Below are 17,757 nucleotides of genomic sequence, written 5' to 3' on the forward strand. Positions count from 1 at the left end.
ATTTCAGGAACGTGCCCGATGAGAATTGCTCAAGAAGCCCTGACGTTTGATGACGTATTACTCCTACCTGCGTACTCAAACGTTCTCCCACGTGATGTCAATTTAACCACCAAGTTAACACGTGACATCACTATTAACATCCCCTTGCTCTCTGCAGCTATGGATACCGTCACCGAAAGTCGTTTAGCTATCGCTATGGCTCAGGAAGGTGGTTTGGGGATTCTGCATAAAAACATGACCATCGAACAACAGGCTAATGAAGTCCGTAAGGTCAAAAAATTTGAAAGCGGTGTTGTTCGTGATCCCATCACTGTGTCACCAAACACCACCATTGGTGAAGTGGTTGAACTGACCCGTTCACATAATATCTCTGGTGTACCTGTTGTTGATGGTGATGATCTGGTTGGTATCGTGACAAGTCGTGATCTACGTTTTGAAACGCATTACGACAACCCTGTTTCTGAAATCATGACCAAAAAAGACAAACTGGTCACCGTAAAAGAAGACGCTTCGCGTGAAGAAGTATTAAGTCTTTTACATACCAACCGTATAGAGAAAGTGCTGGTTACCGATGATAACTTCCATCTGACTGGCATGATTACTGTCAAAGATATCCAGAAACAAACAGATAACCCACTGGCATCTAAAGATGATCAGGAGCGTTTACGTGTAGGTGCTGCTGTTGGTATTGGTGCGGAAAGTAATACACGCGTTGAAGCCTTAGCGGCTGCTGGTGTTGATGTTATCGTTGTCGATACTGCTCACGGCCATTCACAAGGTGTTCTGGATCAGGTCAAATGGGTAAAACAAAATTTCCCTCAGGTTCAGGTCATTGGTGGCAACATTGCTACTGCTGAAGCGGCTTTGGCCTTAGTTGAAGCGGGTGCCGATGCAGTTAAAGTCGGTATTGGTCCTGGCTCAATTTGTACAACACGTATTGTTGCGGGTGTCGGCGTTCCTCAAATCAGCGCCATCAGCAATGTAGCAAAAGCGTTAGAAGGTACAGGTATACCCGTTATCGCTGACGGTGGTATTCGTTTCTCAGGTGATATCGCAAAAGCACTGGTTGCTGGTGCACACACCATCATGATCGGCGGTATGTTTGCCGGTACTGAAGAAGCGCCAGGCGAAGTCGAACTTTATCAAGGTCGTTCATACAAGTCCTACCGCGGTATGGGTTCGATGGGCGCGATGCAGCAAAAACAAGGTTCAAGTGATCGTTACTTCCAGGAATCCAGCGAAGCAGACAAACTGGTTCCAGAAGGTATTGAAGGCCGCGTACCATTCAAAGGCAGCCTGAGCGCCGTCATTCATCAGCTTATCGGTGGCATCCGTGCCAGCATGGGTTACACCGGTTCAGCAACGATTGAAGATATGCGTACCAAACCGCAATTCGTTAAAGTCACTTCTGCCGGAATGAGTGAAAGTCATGTCCATGACGTCACCATCATCAAAGAAGCACCGAACTACCGCGTTAACTAAACCATTCACAACTGCCCCTTTCTGGGGCAGTTGTTATTTAACAGAGTTGAAGATACCTCAATGACCAGCAATATTCACGACCATCGTATTCTTATCCTTGATTTTGGCTCGCAGTACACGCAATTAATCGCGCGTCGTATTCGTGAAGCCGGCGTGTATTGTGAACTTCGTAACCCGGAAATCACCGAAGCCGAGATTCGTGAATTCAATCCTAAAGGCATTATTCTGTCGGGTGGCCCGGACTCAACCATCGGCGAAGCCGCGCCAAGTGCCCCACAAATTGTCTTTGAAATGGGACTGCCGGTATTCGGCATTTGTTATGGCATGCAAACAATGGCTGCCCAACTTGGTGGCGCTGTAGAATCATCGAATCATCGTGAATTTGGTTATGCACAAATTCGTGCACGTGGTCACTCAGAATTATTACGTGATATCGAAGATCACACCACAGCAGAAGGCTGGGGTATGTTGGATGTCTGGATGAGTCATGGTGATCGCGTTTCTGAATTACCTGAAGGTTTTAAAGTTATCGCCAGCACCGATAGCGCACCTATCGCCGGTATGGCAGATGAAGATCGTCGCTTTTATGGCGTTCAATTCCATCCGGAAGTCACTCATACCACACAAGGTCAACGCATGATTGAGCGTTTCCTTGTCGATATCTGTGGCTGCGAATGTTTATGGACATCCGCCAATATTATCGAAGACAGTATCACGGCTATTCGTGAACAGGTCGGTGATGATGACGTGTTATTAGGCTTATCTGGCGGCGTTGACTCATCGGTTGTTGCTGCTTTGCTGCATAAAGCGATTGGCGATCAGTTAACCTGCGTATTTGTGGATAACGGTCTGCTTCGTGAAAACGAAGGTGATCAAGTGATGGCCATGTTTGCAAAACACATGGGCATTCGTGTCATTCGTGTCGATGCTGAAGACCGCTTCCTGAAAGAATTAGCCGGCGAAGCTGATCCTGAGAAAAAACGTAAAATCATCGGCCGTGTCTTTGTTGAAGTCTTTGATGAAGAATCAGCCAAACTGGAAAATGTGAAATGGCTGGCTCAAGGCACCATCTACCCAGATGTTATCGAGTCAGCAGCAGCAAAAACCGGCAAAGCCCATGTGATTAAAACGCATCATAATGTCGGTGGCCTGCCTGAACATATGAAACTCAAACTGGTTGAACCCTTACGTGAGTTGTTCAAAGATGAAGTACGTAAACTGGGTGTGGAACTTGGTCTGCCTTCAGATATGGTTTACCGTCACCCCTTCCCTGGTCCAGGTCTAGGTGTACGTATTCTTGGTGAAGTGAAAAAAGAATTTGCGGATCTATTACGTAAAGCAGACAACATCTTTATCGAAGAACTACGTAAACATGATCTCTATGATAAAACCAGTCAGGCGTTTGCTGTATTTCTACCGGTAAAATCTGTTGGGGTTATGGGCGATGGTCGTCGTTATGACTATGTCGTATCACTACGCGCTGTAGAAACGATTGATTTTATGACAGCACGCTGGGCCAATCTGCCTTATGATTTCCTCGATCTGGTTTCACGCCGTATCATCAATGAAACAGCCGGTATTTCTCGAGTTGTTTATGATATCTCAGGCAAACCACCCGCCACGATTGAATGGGAATAAAGCAAAAGCATTGTCTAATAAGTGGCCGGGTTCAAGGCGTCAGTTACCGCTACTCGGCCCAGCAACAAGCACATAAACTTGGTGTAACCGGCTGGGTCAGAAACCTAGCTGATGGCCGGGTAGAATTACTCATTCAAGGTGAAGCTCAGCAACTGGAAGATATGCTCAACTGGGCCAATCAAGGCCCGCGGTTTGCTGAGGTCACCTCAATTGAAGTCACAGAACAATCAGCTGACCTGACATTCACTGATTTTGAGATTCGTTGATCTTTACGTTTGACTTTTATATTGCTTAGTAGCTCAGGATTGCTAAACATAAAACAAACGCTATGATGTATTCCCAATCACCAAACGATAAATAAAAAGGAAATCACATGGCTCAACGCTTTAACTTCCAGAGCTTTTTACTTCGTTTTCTATTTGCTTTGCTTTTAGTTTTTGTCAGTTATAACCCAAGCGGCTATAGCTATTATCACTGGGCACAAGACGCTTTCTTTGGTCAGGGTACATTTAAAACACCACCGTTTGCGATGACAACTGTGTTATTGCTAATTGGCTGGACGATTTACCTTAGGGCGACCTTCCGTTCTTTAGGTGGACTTGGCTTGTTACTGGCTTTAGCCTTTTTTGCCATTATCATCTGGTGGCTGGTCGATCTGGGTTTATTAGGGATCAACGATTTCTCGATTCTTAGCTATATCGCCTTATTCCTGATTGCCGCGGTTTTAGCAGTCGGTATGTCTTGGTCACATATTCGTCGTCGTATCTCAGGTCAAATTGATACAGATGACGTCGATGAAGATTAAAACTAACCCTTAAAACAGGAACGCCTCTTAACCGTGTCAAAACAAGAACAAGATTTCACTGAAACGGCTGCACAGCTAGCATGGAATACACTCACCTCAGAGGATGATGGCCGAGCATGCAAAGATATACCAGAACAAGCATGTGATGAGCAGCCCAGAAATTTCTCAACTCATATTATCTCTCTGTCATTAACAAAATCAGCGGATGCCTTTGTTAATCCAAAACTGATTTTGAGTTGGATTCTGACGACGCTAGGTGCACCTGCTTATTTCATCGGTTTATTAGTTCCGATTCGCGAAGCAGGTTCCTTATTACCTCAGTTGTTTATCGCCAATACCATTCGCTCTTTGCCTTTGCGTAAATATGCCTGGGTCTTAGGGAGTTTTATTCAGGGTATGTGTGCAGCAGGCATGGGCATTGCCGTTCTCAGTCTGGAAGGAACCCAGCTCGGTATTACAATTGTGTGTTTATTAGGTCTTTTGGCCCTGTCACGCAGTATGTGTTCAGTCTCTTATAAAGACGTATTGGGTAAAACAGTCAGTAAATCCAAGCGTGGCACAGCAACCGGAACGGCTTCTTCTTTGTCAGCCGGACTGGTTATTGCCTATGCCGTACTGATTTCTCTTAACCTCGTTGATAAATTAACCTTGGTCACCATCGGTCTTTTTTTTGCAGCAGGATTTTGGGTCATTGCCAGCGCCTTATTTTCTACATTGGAAGAGCAGAAAGGTGCAACAGAAGGTGGGGGTAGCCTGTTTATTATCGCTAAACAAAATTTTTCTTATCTCTATAAAGACAGGGAGTTAGGACTTTTTATCGTGACTCGAGCGTTGCTTATCGCCACAGCATTAGCGCCACCGTTTATGCTGGCATTAAACGCTGAACACTTGAATAACAATATCGGCGGCTTAGGAAGCTTATTACTCGCCTCCTCCCTGGCCAGTCTGGTCAGTGGCTATGTCTGGGGACGTCTTGCCGATATCTCCAGCAGGAAGGTTTTACTCTTGTCAGGTTTCAGCGCTGGTGTGGCTTTGTTACTGACCGTTATTGCAGCCAGTTATCACTTATTAGAGGTTTACTGGGTATTACCGGCATTATTATTTACGCTTATGGTCGCATACGAAGGTGTCCGAATGGGCCGGTCAATTCACTTAGTCGATATTGCCGATCAGGATAAACGGGCTATTTATACTGCGCTATCGAATAGCATTATTGGCGTTTTTCTTTTATTAGGCGGTTTATTCAGTATTGTTTCGCACTGGTATGGTGAACAAGTCGTTTTATTAGTGTTTGCTTTAATGAGTTTTAGCTCAATGGTTTCAGCCTATCTAATGAAAGAAGCGCAATAAATAGTCATTATCACATGGATATATAGGTTGGATTCCTTAACCGTAATTTCACATATTGTTTATGCTTATAAATCGTCTTTCTGGCCTTTAGGGCCAACAATAAAATAAAAAGCGAAACCTTATGAGTGAGAGAGATACTGCCTTTTTTGACCGTGCTGATGCGTTTATTCGTATAGCTAATGAGCAAATGGAAAAGGGGGCTGCCGCAGGTGAAGTAAGTGCTTCATTTATGTATGGACTGGCACGCTATACGGCATGGTTCAGTGCTTCAGGTTGGACCCAAAGCAAAGATATGTCAGACGCGAAACAGGAAACTATCGACTTTTTTGTAAAAGAATATCGTCAAATGTTGGAAATGAATATGGATGATTATATTCAAAACTTTGACCAGTATATTCAAGTCTCAGAAGAGCTAAAACAAAAAGGTTAGCTGCAGAATAACCCTTTGTATCAAAACCGGTTTGCGTTGCTGATAACAAAATTATCGGAAAAACCAGCTGGATTCATATAGCATCTAATCATTAATGATGATTGGATTTGTCTCTATGTCAGCTCGTTTTTTTAAACCCGTTAGCGGGATAATATTTACCTGTCTGCTTCTTGCCTTGAATGGTTGTGCCACCCGATATCTGATGCAATCAGATCGCTATCAAGAGATACCTTCCTCTGAAGCTGGCTCAGCTAAACACGTTGATGCAATCAGTCACTAACCGTCTTTTTCACAAGCAGATGACAGTCGGTCATGTTAGTCTTTAAGTGTGTTTATTACGGAGAAACGTATGTTTATTCACGCTTTAAAGTTGCTTAGTCTTTCTGCATTATTATTTCTGAGTGCGTGTCATCACTACCATCCGCATAAAGTGGTTCCACCAGGCCACGATCCCAATGGTCCGGGTAATAGCGAAAATGCACCAGGTCATAACAAGTAAACAGGAATCAAAATGTTACTTAAATTTCTCGGTATTTTATTAATTGCTGCCGGAACAACAGGGTTAGTCATGGATGATATTCCATTTACTAAAACAACCCATGAAGCGGATCTGGGGGTTATTGAACTTCAGATTGATGAAAAAGATAACTTCCATATTCCAGATTGGCTCGGTGCAAGTAGTATCGGCTTAGGAACACTTCTGCTACTTATTCCAGCAGGAAATCGTCGTCGATAAACGCTTATCAATAACGCTTCATGGTCTTATGTCTGAAGCGTTATTGATTACTCCCCACGCTCTTCTTCTTTTTTACTTGTCTCTCAGTCCCAAGCTCACATAAATTTACGGAAAGTCAGACAAACATTCTCCCTATCAGCACTGCTAGTATTTAACCGCTACACAATTTTGGATCTCTGCTTCTTAAACAACTTGCAAAAGCATGTTTAAAAAACAGTCATTCTTGTGTGGTGTGTTTTTTTAATGGAGAAAAAACAATGCAGCACCCAATTAAAAATTCGGTAAGCCGATCTCTTCTTTTCGCTCAGGACATAGGATTGATATTAGTTGCCATAGCGACGATGGTAGCTATCGGCATTGAAGTGAAAGTAATGATTGATAACAGCTATGTGTCATTGACAGATTTGCTGTTGATGTTCATCTACCTGGAAGTACTGACCATGGTTGCCGTTTATTATGAGTCAGGCGAGTTGCCAATAAAAATACCGTTATATATTGCGATTGTTGCCTTAGCGCGCTATTTGATTCTGGACATGAAAAACATCGATACGTGGCGCATTCTAGGAATAGCCTCATCGATTTTCTTGCTTGGCGCCTCGATTATCGTTATCTACTACTGCAAAAAACTGATGCAGGAGAAGGTTGAAAGCTGATCATAAATAACGCGATGAGCAGCTTGTTTGGCGGAACTGATAACAGTTCCGCCTTTTTTTATTTAATCCCGGTTATCTCTACAATAAATTCAGTTCCCAGCGTGTTTTCAGCTTTGATTAAGTTTGTCGACATAGTCTAATCTACGTCTATAGTGTTATCTGGGAAAAACATGCAAAATCTAAAATACATTTTAAGTCACTGGTTAACGATTACCGTCTTATGCTCCAGTACCCTATTATTGCTTAGTCATACCCATACTGAAGCAGAAATAAAAAATGTACCAAAGTGGGACATAAACTCTCATTACGATGTTGGTAAACCCGTCAAAATTTCAGGTATTGAAGACAACTTGTCAGGTCTGACCTATCATCCTGAAAGCGATCATCTCTTCGCCGTAGTCAATCACCCTACCCAGCTTATCGAACTGACCAAACAAGGTGATATTGTTCGCCGTATTCATCTTGATGGTTTTGTTGATACAGAAAGTGTCGATTATCTTGGAAAAAACACCTTTGTTGTGTCAGAAGAACGAAGACAGCAACTGGTGTTCTTTTCCATCAATGATGCGACAACAAAAGTCAGTTATGACAAGAGTGAACGCTTACCCATGAATTGGGCAGAACACAGCAATAGGGGTGTGGAGGGCGTGGCATGGTCCGCCCAATATGGCTTTTTTGTCTTGCAGGAAGAGCCACCTAGAATTTTGAATCATGTCTTACATCATACTGAGACGAGTATTGATGTCGAAAAACTTAACCACTCATTACCCGATCATGTTGATGATTTGGCTGGCATCAGCCTATTTTACGCAGAACAACAACCTTTTCTTCTTGTGTTAAGCGAAGCATCCAATGCACTGCATATGATCAATTTAAGCGGGGACAAAGTCGCCAGTCTGTCATTAAAAACTGGCCCATTTAATTTTTGGCCGATTATGAAACAACCTGAAGGGGTAGCGGTTGATAACGATGGTCATATTTATATTGTCGGAGAGCCAAATCAGATGCTCAAATTAAACCGAAAAACAACCCTCAAGCAATCATTCTGACAGGCATAAAAAAAGCGGTCCGATGACCGCTTTTTTTATTGGTTTAAACGTCATAAGTGGACGCTGAAACATCACCACCTTGCCCTGTCCAATTCGTATGAAAAAACTCACCCCGCGGTTTATCAATACGCTCATAAGTATGCGCACCAAAATAATCACGTTGTGCCTGTAATAAATTAGCGGGTAAGCGTTCACTTCTATAACCATCATAGAAGGAAAGCGCGCTACTGAATGTTGGCACAGGAACGCCAAGACTGACCGCTGTCGCTACAGCCTTACGCCAGCCCGGCAACGATTCTGTGATAGCGTCAATAAAAAAGTCGTCCAGTAACAGATTATGCAGATCAGGATTGAGATCAAAGGCATCACGAATTTTGCCCAAAAACTGACTTCGAATAATACAGCCACCACGCCACATTAAAGCGATACCACCATAATTCAGCTCCCAGCCATAAATCTTAGCTGCTTCACGCATCAGCATATAACCTTGCGCGTAGGAGATAATTTTTGATGCATATAAAGCATCACGAATCGCGTTGACCATTTCCGCTTTATCCCCTTCAAACGATGAGGTAATAGCAGGTAACACTTTCGAAGCTTTTACCCGTTCATCTTTTAACGATGATAAACATCTTGAGAACACGGCCTCACCAATCAGGGTTAATGGTATACCCAAATCAAGTGCATTCATGCCTGTCCATTTACCCGTGCCTTTCTGTCCGGCAGTATCGAGAATGTGATCGACCAGCAACTCACCATTCTCATCACGTTTGGCCAGAATATCGCGGGTAATTTCAATCAAATATGAGTCAAGCACACCTTCATTCCACTCAGCAAAAACCTGGTGAATCTCATCACCACTCATGCCAAGCCCTTCCCTCATCATCTGATACGCTTCGCATATAAGCTGCATATCACCATACTCAATGCCGTTATGTACCATTTTGACGTAATGTCCAGCACCATCATTACCGACCCAGTCACAACACGGCTCACCATCAACCTGTGCAGCGATAGCCTGAAAAATAGGTTTAATTGCTGACCAGCCGGCATGATTTCCCCCTGGCATTAAAGAAGGACCATGGCGAGCGCCTTCTTCCCCTCCGGAAACACCACTGCCGATAAATAAAATCCCTTTCTGACGTAATTCTTGTGTTCTTCTGTCACTATCATTGAATAAGGAGTTTCCGCCATCAATGATGATGTCGCCTTTCTCGAGGTACGGCACCAACTGCTCAATGAAAGTATCCACCACCGGACCGGCTTTGACCATTAACATGACCCGCCGCGGTAATTTCAGGCTATTCACAAAACTTTTCAGATCATGAAATCCAATGATATTGGTATCTTTCGCTGGTCCATTAATAAAGTCATCGACTTTACTCGTTGTACGGTTAAATACCGACACTTTGAAGCCCTTGTCATTCATATTTAAAACAAGGTTCTGCCCCATCACGGCAAGTCCGACAACACCAATATCTGCTACTGCAGGATTATCTACTTCTCTCATAAGTCTCTACACACCTTTATATATTCACCAATAGCTTCACGGGTTGATCCAACAACTAAACGACGTTGTCCTGATGCCGAATCACACTCTACCGCTCCTGCTACCTCAATGGTCTCTCCCGCTTGTGCCTGACCAACATAGGTATGGGTAAATGAAATGACTTCCGGCGTCATTTCATTATCAATAAGATAACGGGCGGGAAAATCAAATGCTTGCTGATCATCAATCACCACTGCTTTTAAGGTAGAAATTCCTTGCTTAATATAGTGGTGATGATCAACGACTAACTCTTCCGGCAAACTGACCATACCAATATCAAATTTGGTACCATCAATCGCCGCCTTGTTATATTTACGGGCTTCATGCCAGGCAAACTCTTCAAAATTAAGTTCACCACCGCGTCGTTGGAAATTATCTTTCATGAGTGACAGGTCAAGCGCCGTGAGTTGCTGCTCCGCAACAGCTTGTTTAACTGCCTCACGGGTTTGACGAAAAGCCTCGCGCCCATATACCACCAAATCAATATCCGAACCTTTCTTTTGCTGACCAATCAACATTGATCCTGTCAATCCTAGAGAAGCCGTATTCACACCATATTTGGTGAGGATAGCGATTAAACGGTGGCATTTTTCTTCAATTTCATCATTTGGAGAACAAGCAAGAACAGACGTTAGATGTTGTTCTGGTTGATGATGAACCTCAACATCCTCGGGTTTTACCGCATGAAACTCAGCATCAAACTGCAGTGATTTAAAAAGATATTTAGGGTAATGGCGGGCTAATAAACGATTGGCCTGCTCAGTATCAATTTTCTGCCATTGACCTTGATTTTCGATATAACGTAGAAAACAACCAATTTTTTGTTGATGGGGATGATAACTGACCACAGCAAAGATAAGACCTTCAGCCGTCTGAATAAAGTCTTTTGGCAAATAAGGGAAATCTGCCTGTCTCATCGTGTATTACGCTCCTTTGTTAAAGGCATCATGACAAGAAATTACCCCAGTCGTCTACCCCACATCCATAATCCAGATAAAGATAAGGAAATAATCAAAACACTCAGTGCATCAATCAGCCAAATTCCTATTGGACCGAGAATATGGCCATTATGTATATCAAGAAGAAGTTGCTGAATACTGATACCTTTACCATAAAAAAACTGTTTTAGCTCTGTATTTACCGACTGTGGCAAAGGATGCGGCATACTCCATGAGACGCCTTGTAATGAAATCGGTTCCCATTTATCCAACATAAAATTACTGCGCCACATTGATTGGCGGGTTTGTAAGACCGGCTCACCATGATAAAGACCAATATTTTGGATAGGCGCAGGAATGCCGGCTTCAGCCCCCATTTTTTCAATAAATTCACCCTCCCGGGTTAATAGAATTAACGCATCATCCGTCGTTAGAACAATAAGATCTTCAAGGGCGATCCCGCCTAATAAGGAACGCTCAATATGTATTAATGGTGTGGCATCAAGAAAAAGTTGATTGCCAAATTGAGAAAAAATTTTGTTATCAATCAAAAATGCAGTGTCAGGCTTAACCTCCCCCATACCATACTGAGACATAAGCCAGTCCCAACTGACATAACGCTTATCAAGCTTAAGCTGACTGGAATGGTTAAGTGCTATCCCAGTAATAGCAAACATTAATAAAAAACTGGCTAAGATGGCGCCGATAACACGATGAAAACTGCGCAATTTGCGGTTCATGGATCAACTCTGGCTAATAAATGAATCCAGATATAATGCCAGCCTAACTACATTCGTCATAGCCCTGACGGATAATGTTGCTCCAGTAATGCCATCAATATGTTTGTCTAACCGATTATCAACCAATCCGACATTCTGAAATTGCTGTGTGAATGCCGGGTATTTCACTTCTCCTCCCCGACTCTCACGATAAGCCAGTACTTTGACCTGTTCGACGCGGTCGCCATCGATAACCACACCAAAAGTAATTGGCTCCTCTTTGCCAATTTCCTCAAGTATCCAGGCACTGCGTTGTCCTTCCCGCCAATAACGAATTCGCAAACCCGCATAGGGATGACCAAGAATATCCGTAACAGTCTGTCGGACATCACCTTTCATCCAGACGACATCACTTTGAGGAAGCGTCCCGTTAAACACCTCTGCTAAGAAAGCATCATTGGTTTGGTAAACGCCACGAGCATGAGATATCGTCGTGGTGAGTAGTAAGACTGAACATAACAAAAAGACTTTGAAACCAGAAATGACATTACTCATCTTATAACTACTCACCACGCCTGTTACTCACCGATTAAAACTGATACCCCAAGCCGATATTAAAGCCATCAAACTCATCATTTTCATTCTCAGCATCTTGATCCTGATAATCAAATTTGACGACGACTTGTGGGTCTAACCACCAGTTCACACCTAAATCCCATGAGCGCACTTCTGAATCAACTGAGCTACCCGCCTGGTTATCCCATAAGCTATAACGTGTGAAGATTCCAATCGCATCAGTCAATTTATAAGAAGGTTCCAGATACCAGCCCATTTGCTTATCTGCACCGACTGATTTTGGTCCATCACCTTCTAAATGCCATGTTGCATATAAAGCACGGAAACCAAATTTACCTTGTTGAATTGCGGTATGGGCTTCCCATAACACAGCACTACCCGCATCAAGGTCATTACCTTGAGTTATATCTTCCTGGTATTGCAATGATGTAGCGACTTCAACACCTGGAATTGCCGTCCATTTGAGTCGCCCGGTGTAAGCAAAGTCACTAGCATCGGCTTCAGATACTTTTTGACGACCACTCCGTACAGAATAATCGCTGCTGGCTGAAGTATTTAAACCTGATGTCATCGCGGCATCATAAGAAAAACCAGGTGCCAGTTCCCCACTAAACATCACACCACCTTCCCACCAGGTCGTAGGAATAATGTTTTTCTCAACATTATTACGTTCTACCCCATAAAAGGTATTTGGCTCATGGGTTTCGTTCAATAAACCAACCGGCACCAGGAATAAACCCGCATTAACACGGTGCTTGTCATTGAAATCGTATTGGATATAAGCCTGTTCCAGCTCGACCTCGCCATTTTGACCATCACCGGAAATAGAGTGTTCTAATTCCAACTCTGAAAATAGTCGAAGTCTGTCATTGAACTCATGATTGAAAAATAAGACAAAGCGATGAAAGTCAATTTCATCCTTATCAGCACCACTACCTTGATTTTGTAGATTGTTGTAGTGCAGTTCTCCGTAACCACCGATAGACGTTTTGCTTTCTTGAGCGGCAGAGGCTTTTACTGCTTCTTCTGTTGCCACAGCTAATGCCTCAGCGGTTTCATTTGCCTGTTCGGCTTTAGCTTGTGTGGCAACGACTTGTTGTTTCAGTGTTTGATTTTCTGTTTTCAGTTGTTCGTTCTGTTGCTTAACTTCGTTCAACTGTTGCTTCATTTCTTGCAGAAGCTGCCAGATTTCTTCATTCGTGGGCGAAGCTGCCTGAGCTGAAGACATGGCGACCATCAATGTACTCGCCAGCAGTGTTTTCTTGAATTTGTACATGCTCTCTCATCCTGTTTTCAATAGTAAAAACAAGAGAAAGTATACCTATATTGCGAATCACTATCACTTAGTTTTAGGAAAATTTCATATGATTAACGGGAAATAATCATACCTGCAACCAGGATTACATCATGACACGGAGGCTAGGTTGAGCATATGCTGCATTAAATTCGAATAAACCTTTACTCATGTCTTGGGCAAATTGAGTGAAGTGATGCTCACTCATTCTCACAGTAATCGATCCCATTGTGAGATGAATCATTTTACAATCAGGGCAATGTTGAATATCCACAGTATTAGATTCATAAATTGTTTCTGGTTTACATGCTCTACTCGCCATGGGGGCTCCATTAAATAAAGATTAGGAAAAGGAAAATGCTGTGCGTTGTTTGAGGTTTCGATGCCGGCAGTAAACATCCCACCAACCTCTCGCGTACGACTGCCATAATGTTTTGATAGAAACACGGTCGTCTTGGGTGAGTAATAAGCGATAGTTGCGACTTATCTGTAGTGCCAAACAAGCTGATGGGCTAACTTGATAATATGCCACTAACTCTTTGATGGATGCCAGCAAACAATCACGCTGCCAGTCAGGTCGACTCAGTGGCATATTCATGATTTTAACTTCCTTGCCGCTGCAGAAAGCAGCATATTCCAGACCGTTTTTTTAGAACTTTTATTCAGACAGTTAAAGTCAGCCGCGTGCAGCTTACCTTCGTGAATTAAGGTCTCTAGCGTATTTTCATCAAATGCCAGATGAATGCTATGTCTTCCCTGTGTATTAAATTGTGCTGTTTTCATAACTCACCTCGTCCTGACAATGTGGAGATGAGTATAAATTCATTTAAATCTAAATGCAAATCATTCTTATTTAAAGAATGTAAAGTTTCGGTAAAAGTCTTTAAGGAGAATAAGACCCTGTACCGTAGTAACCGTAGCCTACAAAGGGCCAGTCATGTTTAGGGTTGTATGGCAGACCTGAAACAGGATTATTTGCCGGCCAACGCTGTTCTTTGCTCTGCTGAATAACCGGTAAGGTAAGCTGCTTTTGATCTACAGTGATATTTTTCTGATCGACAACCTGCCCTAGCACTGTAATAAAACTATCTGTTTTATAAACTTCAGGATCGAGAAAGTTAGCACTACGAATAAAAAAACGACCTTCACTGTCACTACTTTCGTCTGGTCGGCCAACTCGGTTGAGCGGGAACTGAACGACCAAAATTTCTGATTGCTGCTCGCTATTTTCAACAGCAATAATTTTACCGCCCCATCGAACTGTTTTACCATGATATAAATTAATATTGTCTGCTACCTGCTTAAGTGACAAGTCCCCCTCCGCAGGCGGTTGGATTTTGGGAGACATATAACTGCATGCTGTTAGCACAGCCAAAGCTAATATGAGTATGCTGAAACGAATCATTGGCAAACCTCCTGTCATATACCTTAGTAGTTAATGAGTTTATATAAGTCGTTATTTGTTTTTTCTATTCTTTTTTCGCTCAGCCTTTTTTGCTGCTTTTTCTTCTCGGACAATCAAAACCTGTTGCCATTCTGCTTCTATCATTTGAGGTGTCTCCCAGGTGATCCTTCCCAGCATGCCTGCTCTGATCTCAGTCAGAATGATCTTAGCAGTACGATCCAAATCTACCTTACCACCAGACCTCAGACAGCCCCGTTTGATTCCAATAGCTTCCATATTCTCCAGCGGATATTCAGTTAAAGTATCCAGACCGAAGCGTTGTTTTAACTGTTCCGGATAGGCCTGCATCAAATACTCGATGGCATATAAGGCAATATCATCATTATCAATTGCTGTTTCTTTGATTGCGCCAGTCACGGCTAGACGATAACCACCATGAGGGTTTTCAAGATTTGGCCATAACACGCCAGGGGTATCATGCAAGACAACACCTTGTTCTAGTCTGATGCGTTGTTGCATTTTGGTAATTGCCGGTTCATTACCTGTTTTGGCTATTTGGCGACCGGCAAGACTGTTAATCAATGTGGACTTTCCAACATTCGGAATGCCCATAATCATCGTGTTAATCGGTCTTCCCGCTTCTGCTTTGGCAGGTACCATTTTTCTACACAGTGTCAGTAAATCAGCGATACCTTCCTGTTGCTGAGCCACCATAGTCAGCGTTTTCGTATGATTTTCCTGCTCAAAATACTGCTGCCAACGCTCTGTGATTGTTACATCAGCCAGATCATATTTATTCAGCAACTTGATACAAGGTTTGTCTTTGCGAATCTCTGCCAGCATAGGATTCTGGCTGCTGAAGGGAATTCGGGCATCCAGCACTTCAATAATCAGATCCACCTGCGGCAAGATCTCTCTCATTTCTTTGCTGGCTTTATGCATATGGCCGGGATACCACTGAATTGCCATTAACGTTCCTTTTTCACTACGATAGATATTGGATAACATTCTAACGCAAAGCCGTATTAACACCGATCAGCTTTACTCATTGCTAGATGGCAATTGGTTCCGCTAAGGTCTCGGTAACGTATAATGCGGAACTTTCTATGAGAATCGGAACAAGAGTATGCCCAAGGCAAGTGATCTTAAACGTGGAATGGTAGTAGAAGTACATGATGAGCCCTATGTCGTTAAAGATATTGATATTCGTAACCCATCTTCGCGTGGCGCATCGACACTATATAAAGTTCGTTTTAACCATCTTAAAACGAAACAAAAACGTGATGAATCCTTCAAAGGCGAAGACTTTCTTAAAGAGGTCGACTGTGAACGCCAGTTAGTCCAATTTTCCTATCAGGATGGCGACAGCTACATCTTTATGAACAATGAAACCTTTGAGCAATACGCTATCAATGCTGCTGATATTGAAGACGCGCTGGGCTATATCCATGATGGTCTGGATAATATCGTCGCTGTTTTATTACAACAACAACTTGTGGCTATAGAGTTGCCAGCCGCGGTTTCTTTGACTATTGTCGATACATCGCCGGGGATAAAAGGCGCTACGGCAGCGGCTCGCACAAAACCAGCAACCTTATCGACGGGCTTAGAAGTACAAGTCCCAGAATATATCGAAAATGGAGAAGTCATTAGGGTCAACACCGACACAGGTAAATTTATGTCGAGAGCCTAAAACGATCGTATGAAGACACGTATCAAACATCTTGTTTTAATTTGCTTAGGCTGGATGTTTGTCGCCTTGGGCATCATTGGTGTCATCCTGCCGTTGATGCCAACAACGATTTTTCTGATATTAGCCTTGGCGAGTTTTGCCGAAAGCTCTCCCCGGTTTCATCAAATGTTGCTCAATCACAAATGGTTCGGACCACCACTAAGGCAATGGCAGCAAACACATAGCATGCGCCGGGATATTAAAAAGAAAGCCTATTTAATCATCATTATGTCATTTGCTATTTCAATTGCTGCCGTTTGGGGCCGACTTTGGTTACAAGTCATGTTATTTACTATTGGACTCATTCTGTTAGCCTGTTTGTCTCGTGTAAAGGAATCAGACTAAGCAGATGAATACGATTGAAGCCATGCAAAAACGCCATTCTGTGCGTCATTTTTTAGATAAAGAAGTGAGTCAGCAAGATCTAATGACTCTTCTGGAGGCTGCTAGACACAGTCCTTCCGGCTCAAATACACAGCCTTGGAAAGTGGCTGTCGTCAGAGGAAAAGCAAAACAGCGTCTGGCTGATGCGATGGTTTCTGCATTTGAACAAGGTGAAACAACCGCCCCAGCCTATCAGTACTACCCCAACCCAATGCCTTCTCCCTATAATGACAGACGCAAAGCTTGTGGTTTAAAGCTTTATCAAACGCTAAACATTGCCCGTGACGATAAAGCAGGGCAACGCGCGCAATGGGCAGCCAATTACCGTTCCTTTGATGCGCCGGTGATGCTGTTTTTCTGGATGGATGGCATCATGCAAACCGGTTCATATATGGACATGGGTATGTTCATGCAATCAGTGATGCTGGCTGCGGTCGATTGTGGCTTGGCAACCTGCCCTCAGGCAGCATTAGCGCAATATCCCAATGTTGTGAAAGAACACTTATCTTTACCAAAGGATGCCATCATTCTTTCGGGCATGGCGCTGGGTTATGAAGACACTGAAGCTCAGGTGAATCAGTTTAGAACTGAACGTGAGACAGTAGAAAATTTCACTCAATTTTATGATGAATAATGGAGATAAAATGGAATTGCAGGATTTTTTAACGCAATTAAAAACACACCCTGAAAACATACAGTTTGATGACACTATGTCAGTCATTGAAGCTAATTATGTATTTACTCCTACCGCATTTAAAAACGGTGGTACCACCAATGAAGCCGGCCAAAATAATGGCTCATGCAAAATTCTTGGCTTTGGCAAAATACATGCACTTAGTGTTGACGAAACCCTAGCCTGCTTTGGTCAGTATTATCGGGATGATGTGTTAGCCAATCCACACGGGGACGATCACCAAAATATTCGCCACTTTATGAAAACCGGTTGGGATGGCGTGCAATTTGAGGGTGGACCACTAACAGCACGCTAGTCTGTTGATTCATATATCAAATAAAAAA

General features: G+C 43.0%; 24 protein-coding genes. 14 read left to right on the forward strand and 10 right to left on the reverse strand.

The features are described 5' to 3' along the window. Nucleotides 1-18 precede the first annotated feature (18 nt). The 10 genes from guaB (at nt 19) to QQL60_RS10310 (ending at nt 8,143) form a co-directional block, all read left to right on the forward strand. Nucleotides 19-1,482 (forward strand): IMP dehydrogenase, encoded by a 1,464-nt coding sequence (gene guaB, locus QQL60_RS10265; protein WP_284452175.1) that lies wholly within the window; start codon nt 19-21, stop codon nt 1,480-1,482. Between the two features lie 60 nt (nt 1,483-1,542). Next, the gene (gene guaA / locus QQL60_RS10270) at nt 1,543-3,120 is read left to right on the forward strand and encodes a glutamine-hydrolyzing GMP synthase (protein ID WP_284723248.1); all 1,578 of its coding nucleotides are present in this window, start codon (nt 1,543-1,545) and stop codon (nt 3,118-3,120) included. After that, nucleotides 3,111-3,386, forward strand: a complete 276-nt coding sequence (gene yccX, locus QQL60_RS10275) for an acylphosphatase (protein WP_284723249.1) — start codon at nt 3,111-3,113, stop codon at nt 3,384-3,386. The genes guaA and yccX overlap by 10 nt, the downstream gene beginning before the upstream one ends. Before the next feature lie 107 nt (nt 3,387-3,493). Further along, nucleotides 3,494-3,925 carry a DUF6524 family protein gene (locus tag QQL60_RS10280; RefSeq protein ID WP_007146919.1) on the forward strand — a complete coding sequence of 144 codons (432 nt, stop codon included), beginning with the start codon at nt 3,494-3,496 and terminating at the stop codon, nt 3,923-3,925. Nucleotides 3,926-3,958: 33 nt separating this feature from the next. Then, nucleotides 3,959-5,275: an MFS transporter gene (locus tag QQL60_RS10285; RefSeq protein WP_284723250.1), complete on the forward strand. Its 1,317-nt coding sequence runs from the start codon at nt 3,959-3,961 to the stop codon at nt 5,273-5,275. Between the two features lie 121 nt (nt 5,276-5,396). Continuing rightward, on the forward strand, nt 5,397-5,705 hold the full coding sequence (locus tag QQL60_RS10290; protein ID WP_284723251.1) for a DUF3144 domain-containing protein: 309 nt from the start codon (nt 5,397-5,399) through the stop codon (nt 5,703-5,705). A 349-nt stretch (nt 5,706-6,054) separates the two neighbouring features. Then, the gene (locus QQL60_RS10295; protein ID WP_284723252.1) at nt 6,055-6,204 is read left to right on the forward strand and encodes a hypothetical protein; all 150 of its coding nucleotides are present in this window, start codon (nt 6,055-6,057) and stop codon (nt 6,202-6,204) included. Between the two features lie 12 nt (nt 6,205-6,216). Next, complete coding sequence (locus QQL60_RS10300) at nt 6,217-6,441, forward strand: hypothetical protein (protein WP_007146923.1); 225 nt, start codon at nt 6,217-6,219, stop codon at nt 6,439-6,441. Nucleotides 6,442-6,698: 257 nt separating this feature from the next. Continuing rightward, entirely contained in the window at nt 6,699-7,094 is a 396-nt protein-coding gene (locus QQL60_RS10305; RefSeq protein WP_273178708.1) for a phosphate-starvation-inducible protein PsiE, read from the forward strand. A 170-nt stretch (nt 7,095-7,264) separates the two neighbouring features. Next, a complete protein-coding gene (locus QQL60_RS10310; protein ID WP_284723253.1) occupies nt 7,265-8,143 on the forward strand; it encodes an SdiA-regulated domain-containing protein in 879 nt (292 codons plus the stop codon). Between the two features lie 43 nt (nt 8,144-8,186). On the opposite strand, the gene gnd is transcribed toward QQL60_RS10310, so the two are convergent. The 10 genes from gnd to ylqF all read right to left on the reverse strand — a co-directional run bounded on the left by gnd (nt 8,187) and on the right by ylqF (nt 15,593). Continuing rightward, nucleotides 8,187-9,653, reverse strand: coding sequence for a decarboxylating NADP(+)-dependent phosphogluconate dehydrogenase (gene gnd, locus QQL60_RS10315; RefSeq protein WP_273178705.1), 1,467 nt, complete (start codon nt 9,651-9,653; stop codon nt 8,187-8,189). Then, complete coding sequence (locus tag QQL60_RS10320) at nt 9,650-10,609, reverse strand: nucleotidyltransferase domain-containing protein (protein ID WP_284723254.1); 960 nt, start codon at nt 10,607-10,609, stop codon at nt 9,650-9,652. The genes gnd and QQL60_RS10320 overlap by 4 nt, the downstream gene beginning before the upstream one ends. 41 nt (nt 10,610-10,650) lie before the next feature. After that, the gene (locus QQL60_RS10325) at nt 10,651-11,370 is read right to left on the reverse strand and encodes a PepSY-associated TM helix domain-containing protein (RefSeq protein WP_284723255.1); all 720 of its coding nucleotides are present in this window, start codon (nt 11,368-11,370) and stop codon (nt 10,651-10,653) included. A gap of 3 nt (nt 11,371-11,373) precedes the next feature. Beyond that, the gene (locus QQL60_RS10330) at nt 11,374-11,904 is read right to left on the reverse strand and encodes an FMN-binding protein (RefSeq protein WP_284723256.1); all 531 of its coding nucleotides are present in this window, start codon (nt 11,902-11,904) and stop codon (nt 11,374-11,376) included. Nucleotides 11,905-11,938: 34 nt separating this feature from the next. Continuing rightward, complete coding sequence (locus tag QQL60_RS10335) at nt 11,939-13,201, reverse strand: porin (RefSeq protein ID WP_284723257.1); 1,263 nt, start codon at nt 13,199-13,201, stop codon at nt 11,939-11,941. Between the two features lie 124 nt (nt 13,202-13,325). Continuing rightward, nucleotides 13,326-13,541 carry a hypothetical protein gene (locus tag QQL60_RS10340; protein WP_007146931.1) on the reverse strand — a complete coding sequence of 72 codons (216 nt, stop codon included), beginning with the start codon at nt 13,539-13,541 and terminating at the stop codon, nt 13,326-13,328. A 21-nt stretch (nt 13,542-13,562) separates the two neighbouring features. Then, nucleotides 13,563-13,817, reverse strand: a complete 255-nt coding sequence (locus tag QQL60_RS10345; protein ID WP_007146932.1) for a hypothetical protein — start codon at nt 13,815-13,817, stop codon at nt 13,563-13,565. Further along, entirely contained in the window at nt 13,814-14,002 is a 189-nt protein-coding gene (locus QQL60_RS10350) for a hypothetical protein (protein ID WP_007146933.1), read from the reverse strand. The genes QQL60_RS10345 and QQL60_RS10350 overlap by 4 nt, the downstream gene beginning before the upstream one ends. Before the next feature lie 100 nt (nt 14,003-14,102). Then, nucleotides 14,103-14,624: a Slp family lipoprotein gene (locus QQL60_RS10355; protein ID WP_284723258.1), complete on the reverse strand. Its 522-nt coding sequence runs from the start codon at nt 14,622-14,624 to the stop codon at nt 14,103-14,105. A gap of 51 nt (nt 14,625-14,675) precedes the next feature. Further along, entirely contained in the window at nt 14,676-15,593 is a 918-nt protein-coding gene (ylqF, locus tag QQL60_RS10360; protein WP_284723259.1) for a ribosome biogenesis GTPase YlqF, read from the reverse strand. Between the two features lie 157 nt (nt 15,594-15,750). Here ylqF and efpL point away from each other — a divergent pair, with 157 nt between their 5' ends. From efpL to QQL60_RS10380, 4 genes are read left to right on the forward strand one after another with little or no spacing between them, the layout of a single operon-like run. Continuing rightward, nucleotides 15,751-16,317 carry an elongation factor P-like protein EfpL gene (gene efpL / locus QQL60_RS10365; RefSeq protein ID WP_007146936.1) on the forward strand — a complete coding sequence of 189 codons (567 nt, stop codon included), beginning with the start codon at nt 15,751-15,753 and terminating at the stop codon, nt 16,315-16,317. 9 nt (nt 16,318-16,326) lie between these two features. Further along, entirely contained in the window at nt 16,327-16,701 is a 375-nt protein-coding gene (locus tag QQL60_RS10370; RefSeq protein ID WP_284723260.1) for a YbaN family protein, read from the forward strand. 4 nt (nt 16,702-16,705) lie between these two features. Next, on the forward strand, nt 16,706-17,374 hold the full coding sequence (locus tag QQL60_RS10375; RefSeq protein WP_284723261.1) for a nitroreductase: 669 nt from the start codon (nt 16,706-16,708) through the stop codon (nt 17,372-17,374). Between the two features lie 10 nt (nt 17,375-17,384). Then, nucleotides 17,385-17,729, forward strand: coding sequence for a HopJ type III effector protein (locus QQL60_RS10380; RefSeq protein ID WP_284723262.1), 345 nt, complete (start codon nt 17,385-17,387; stop codon nt 17,727-17,729). Nucleotides 17,730-17,757 lie beyond the last annotated feature (28 nt).

The organism is Methylophaga thalassica, assembly GCF_030159795.1.
Taxonomy (GTDB): Bacteria; Pseudomonadota; Gammaproteobacteria; order Nitrosococcales; family Methylophagaceae; genus Methylophaga; species Methylophaga thalassica.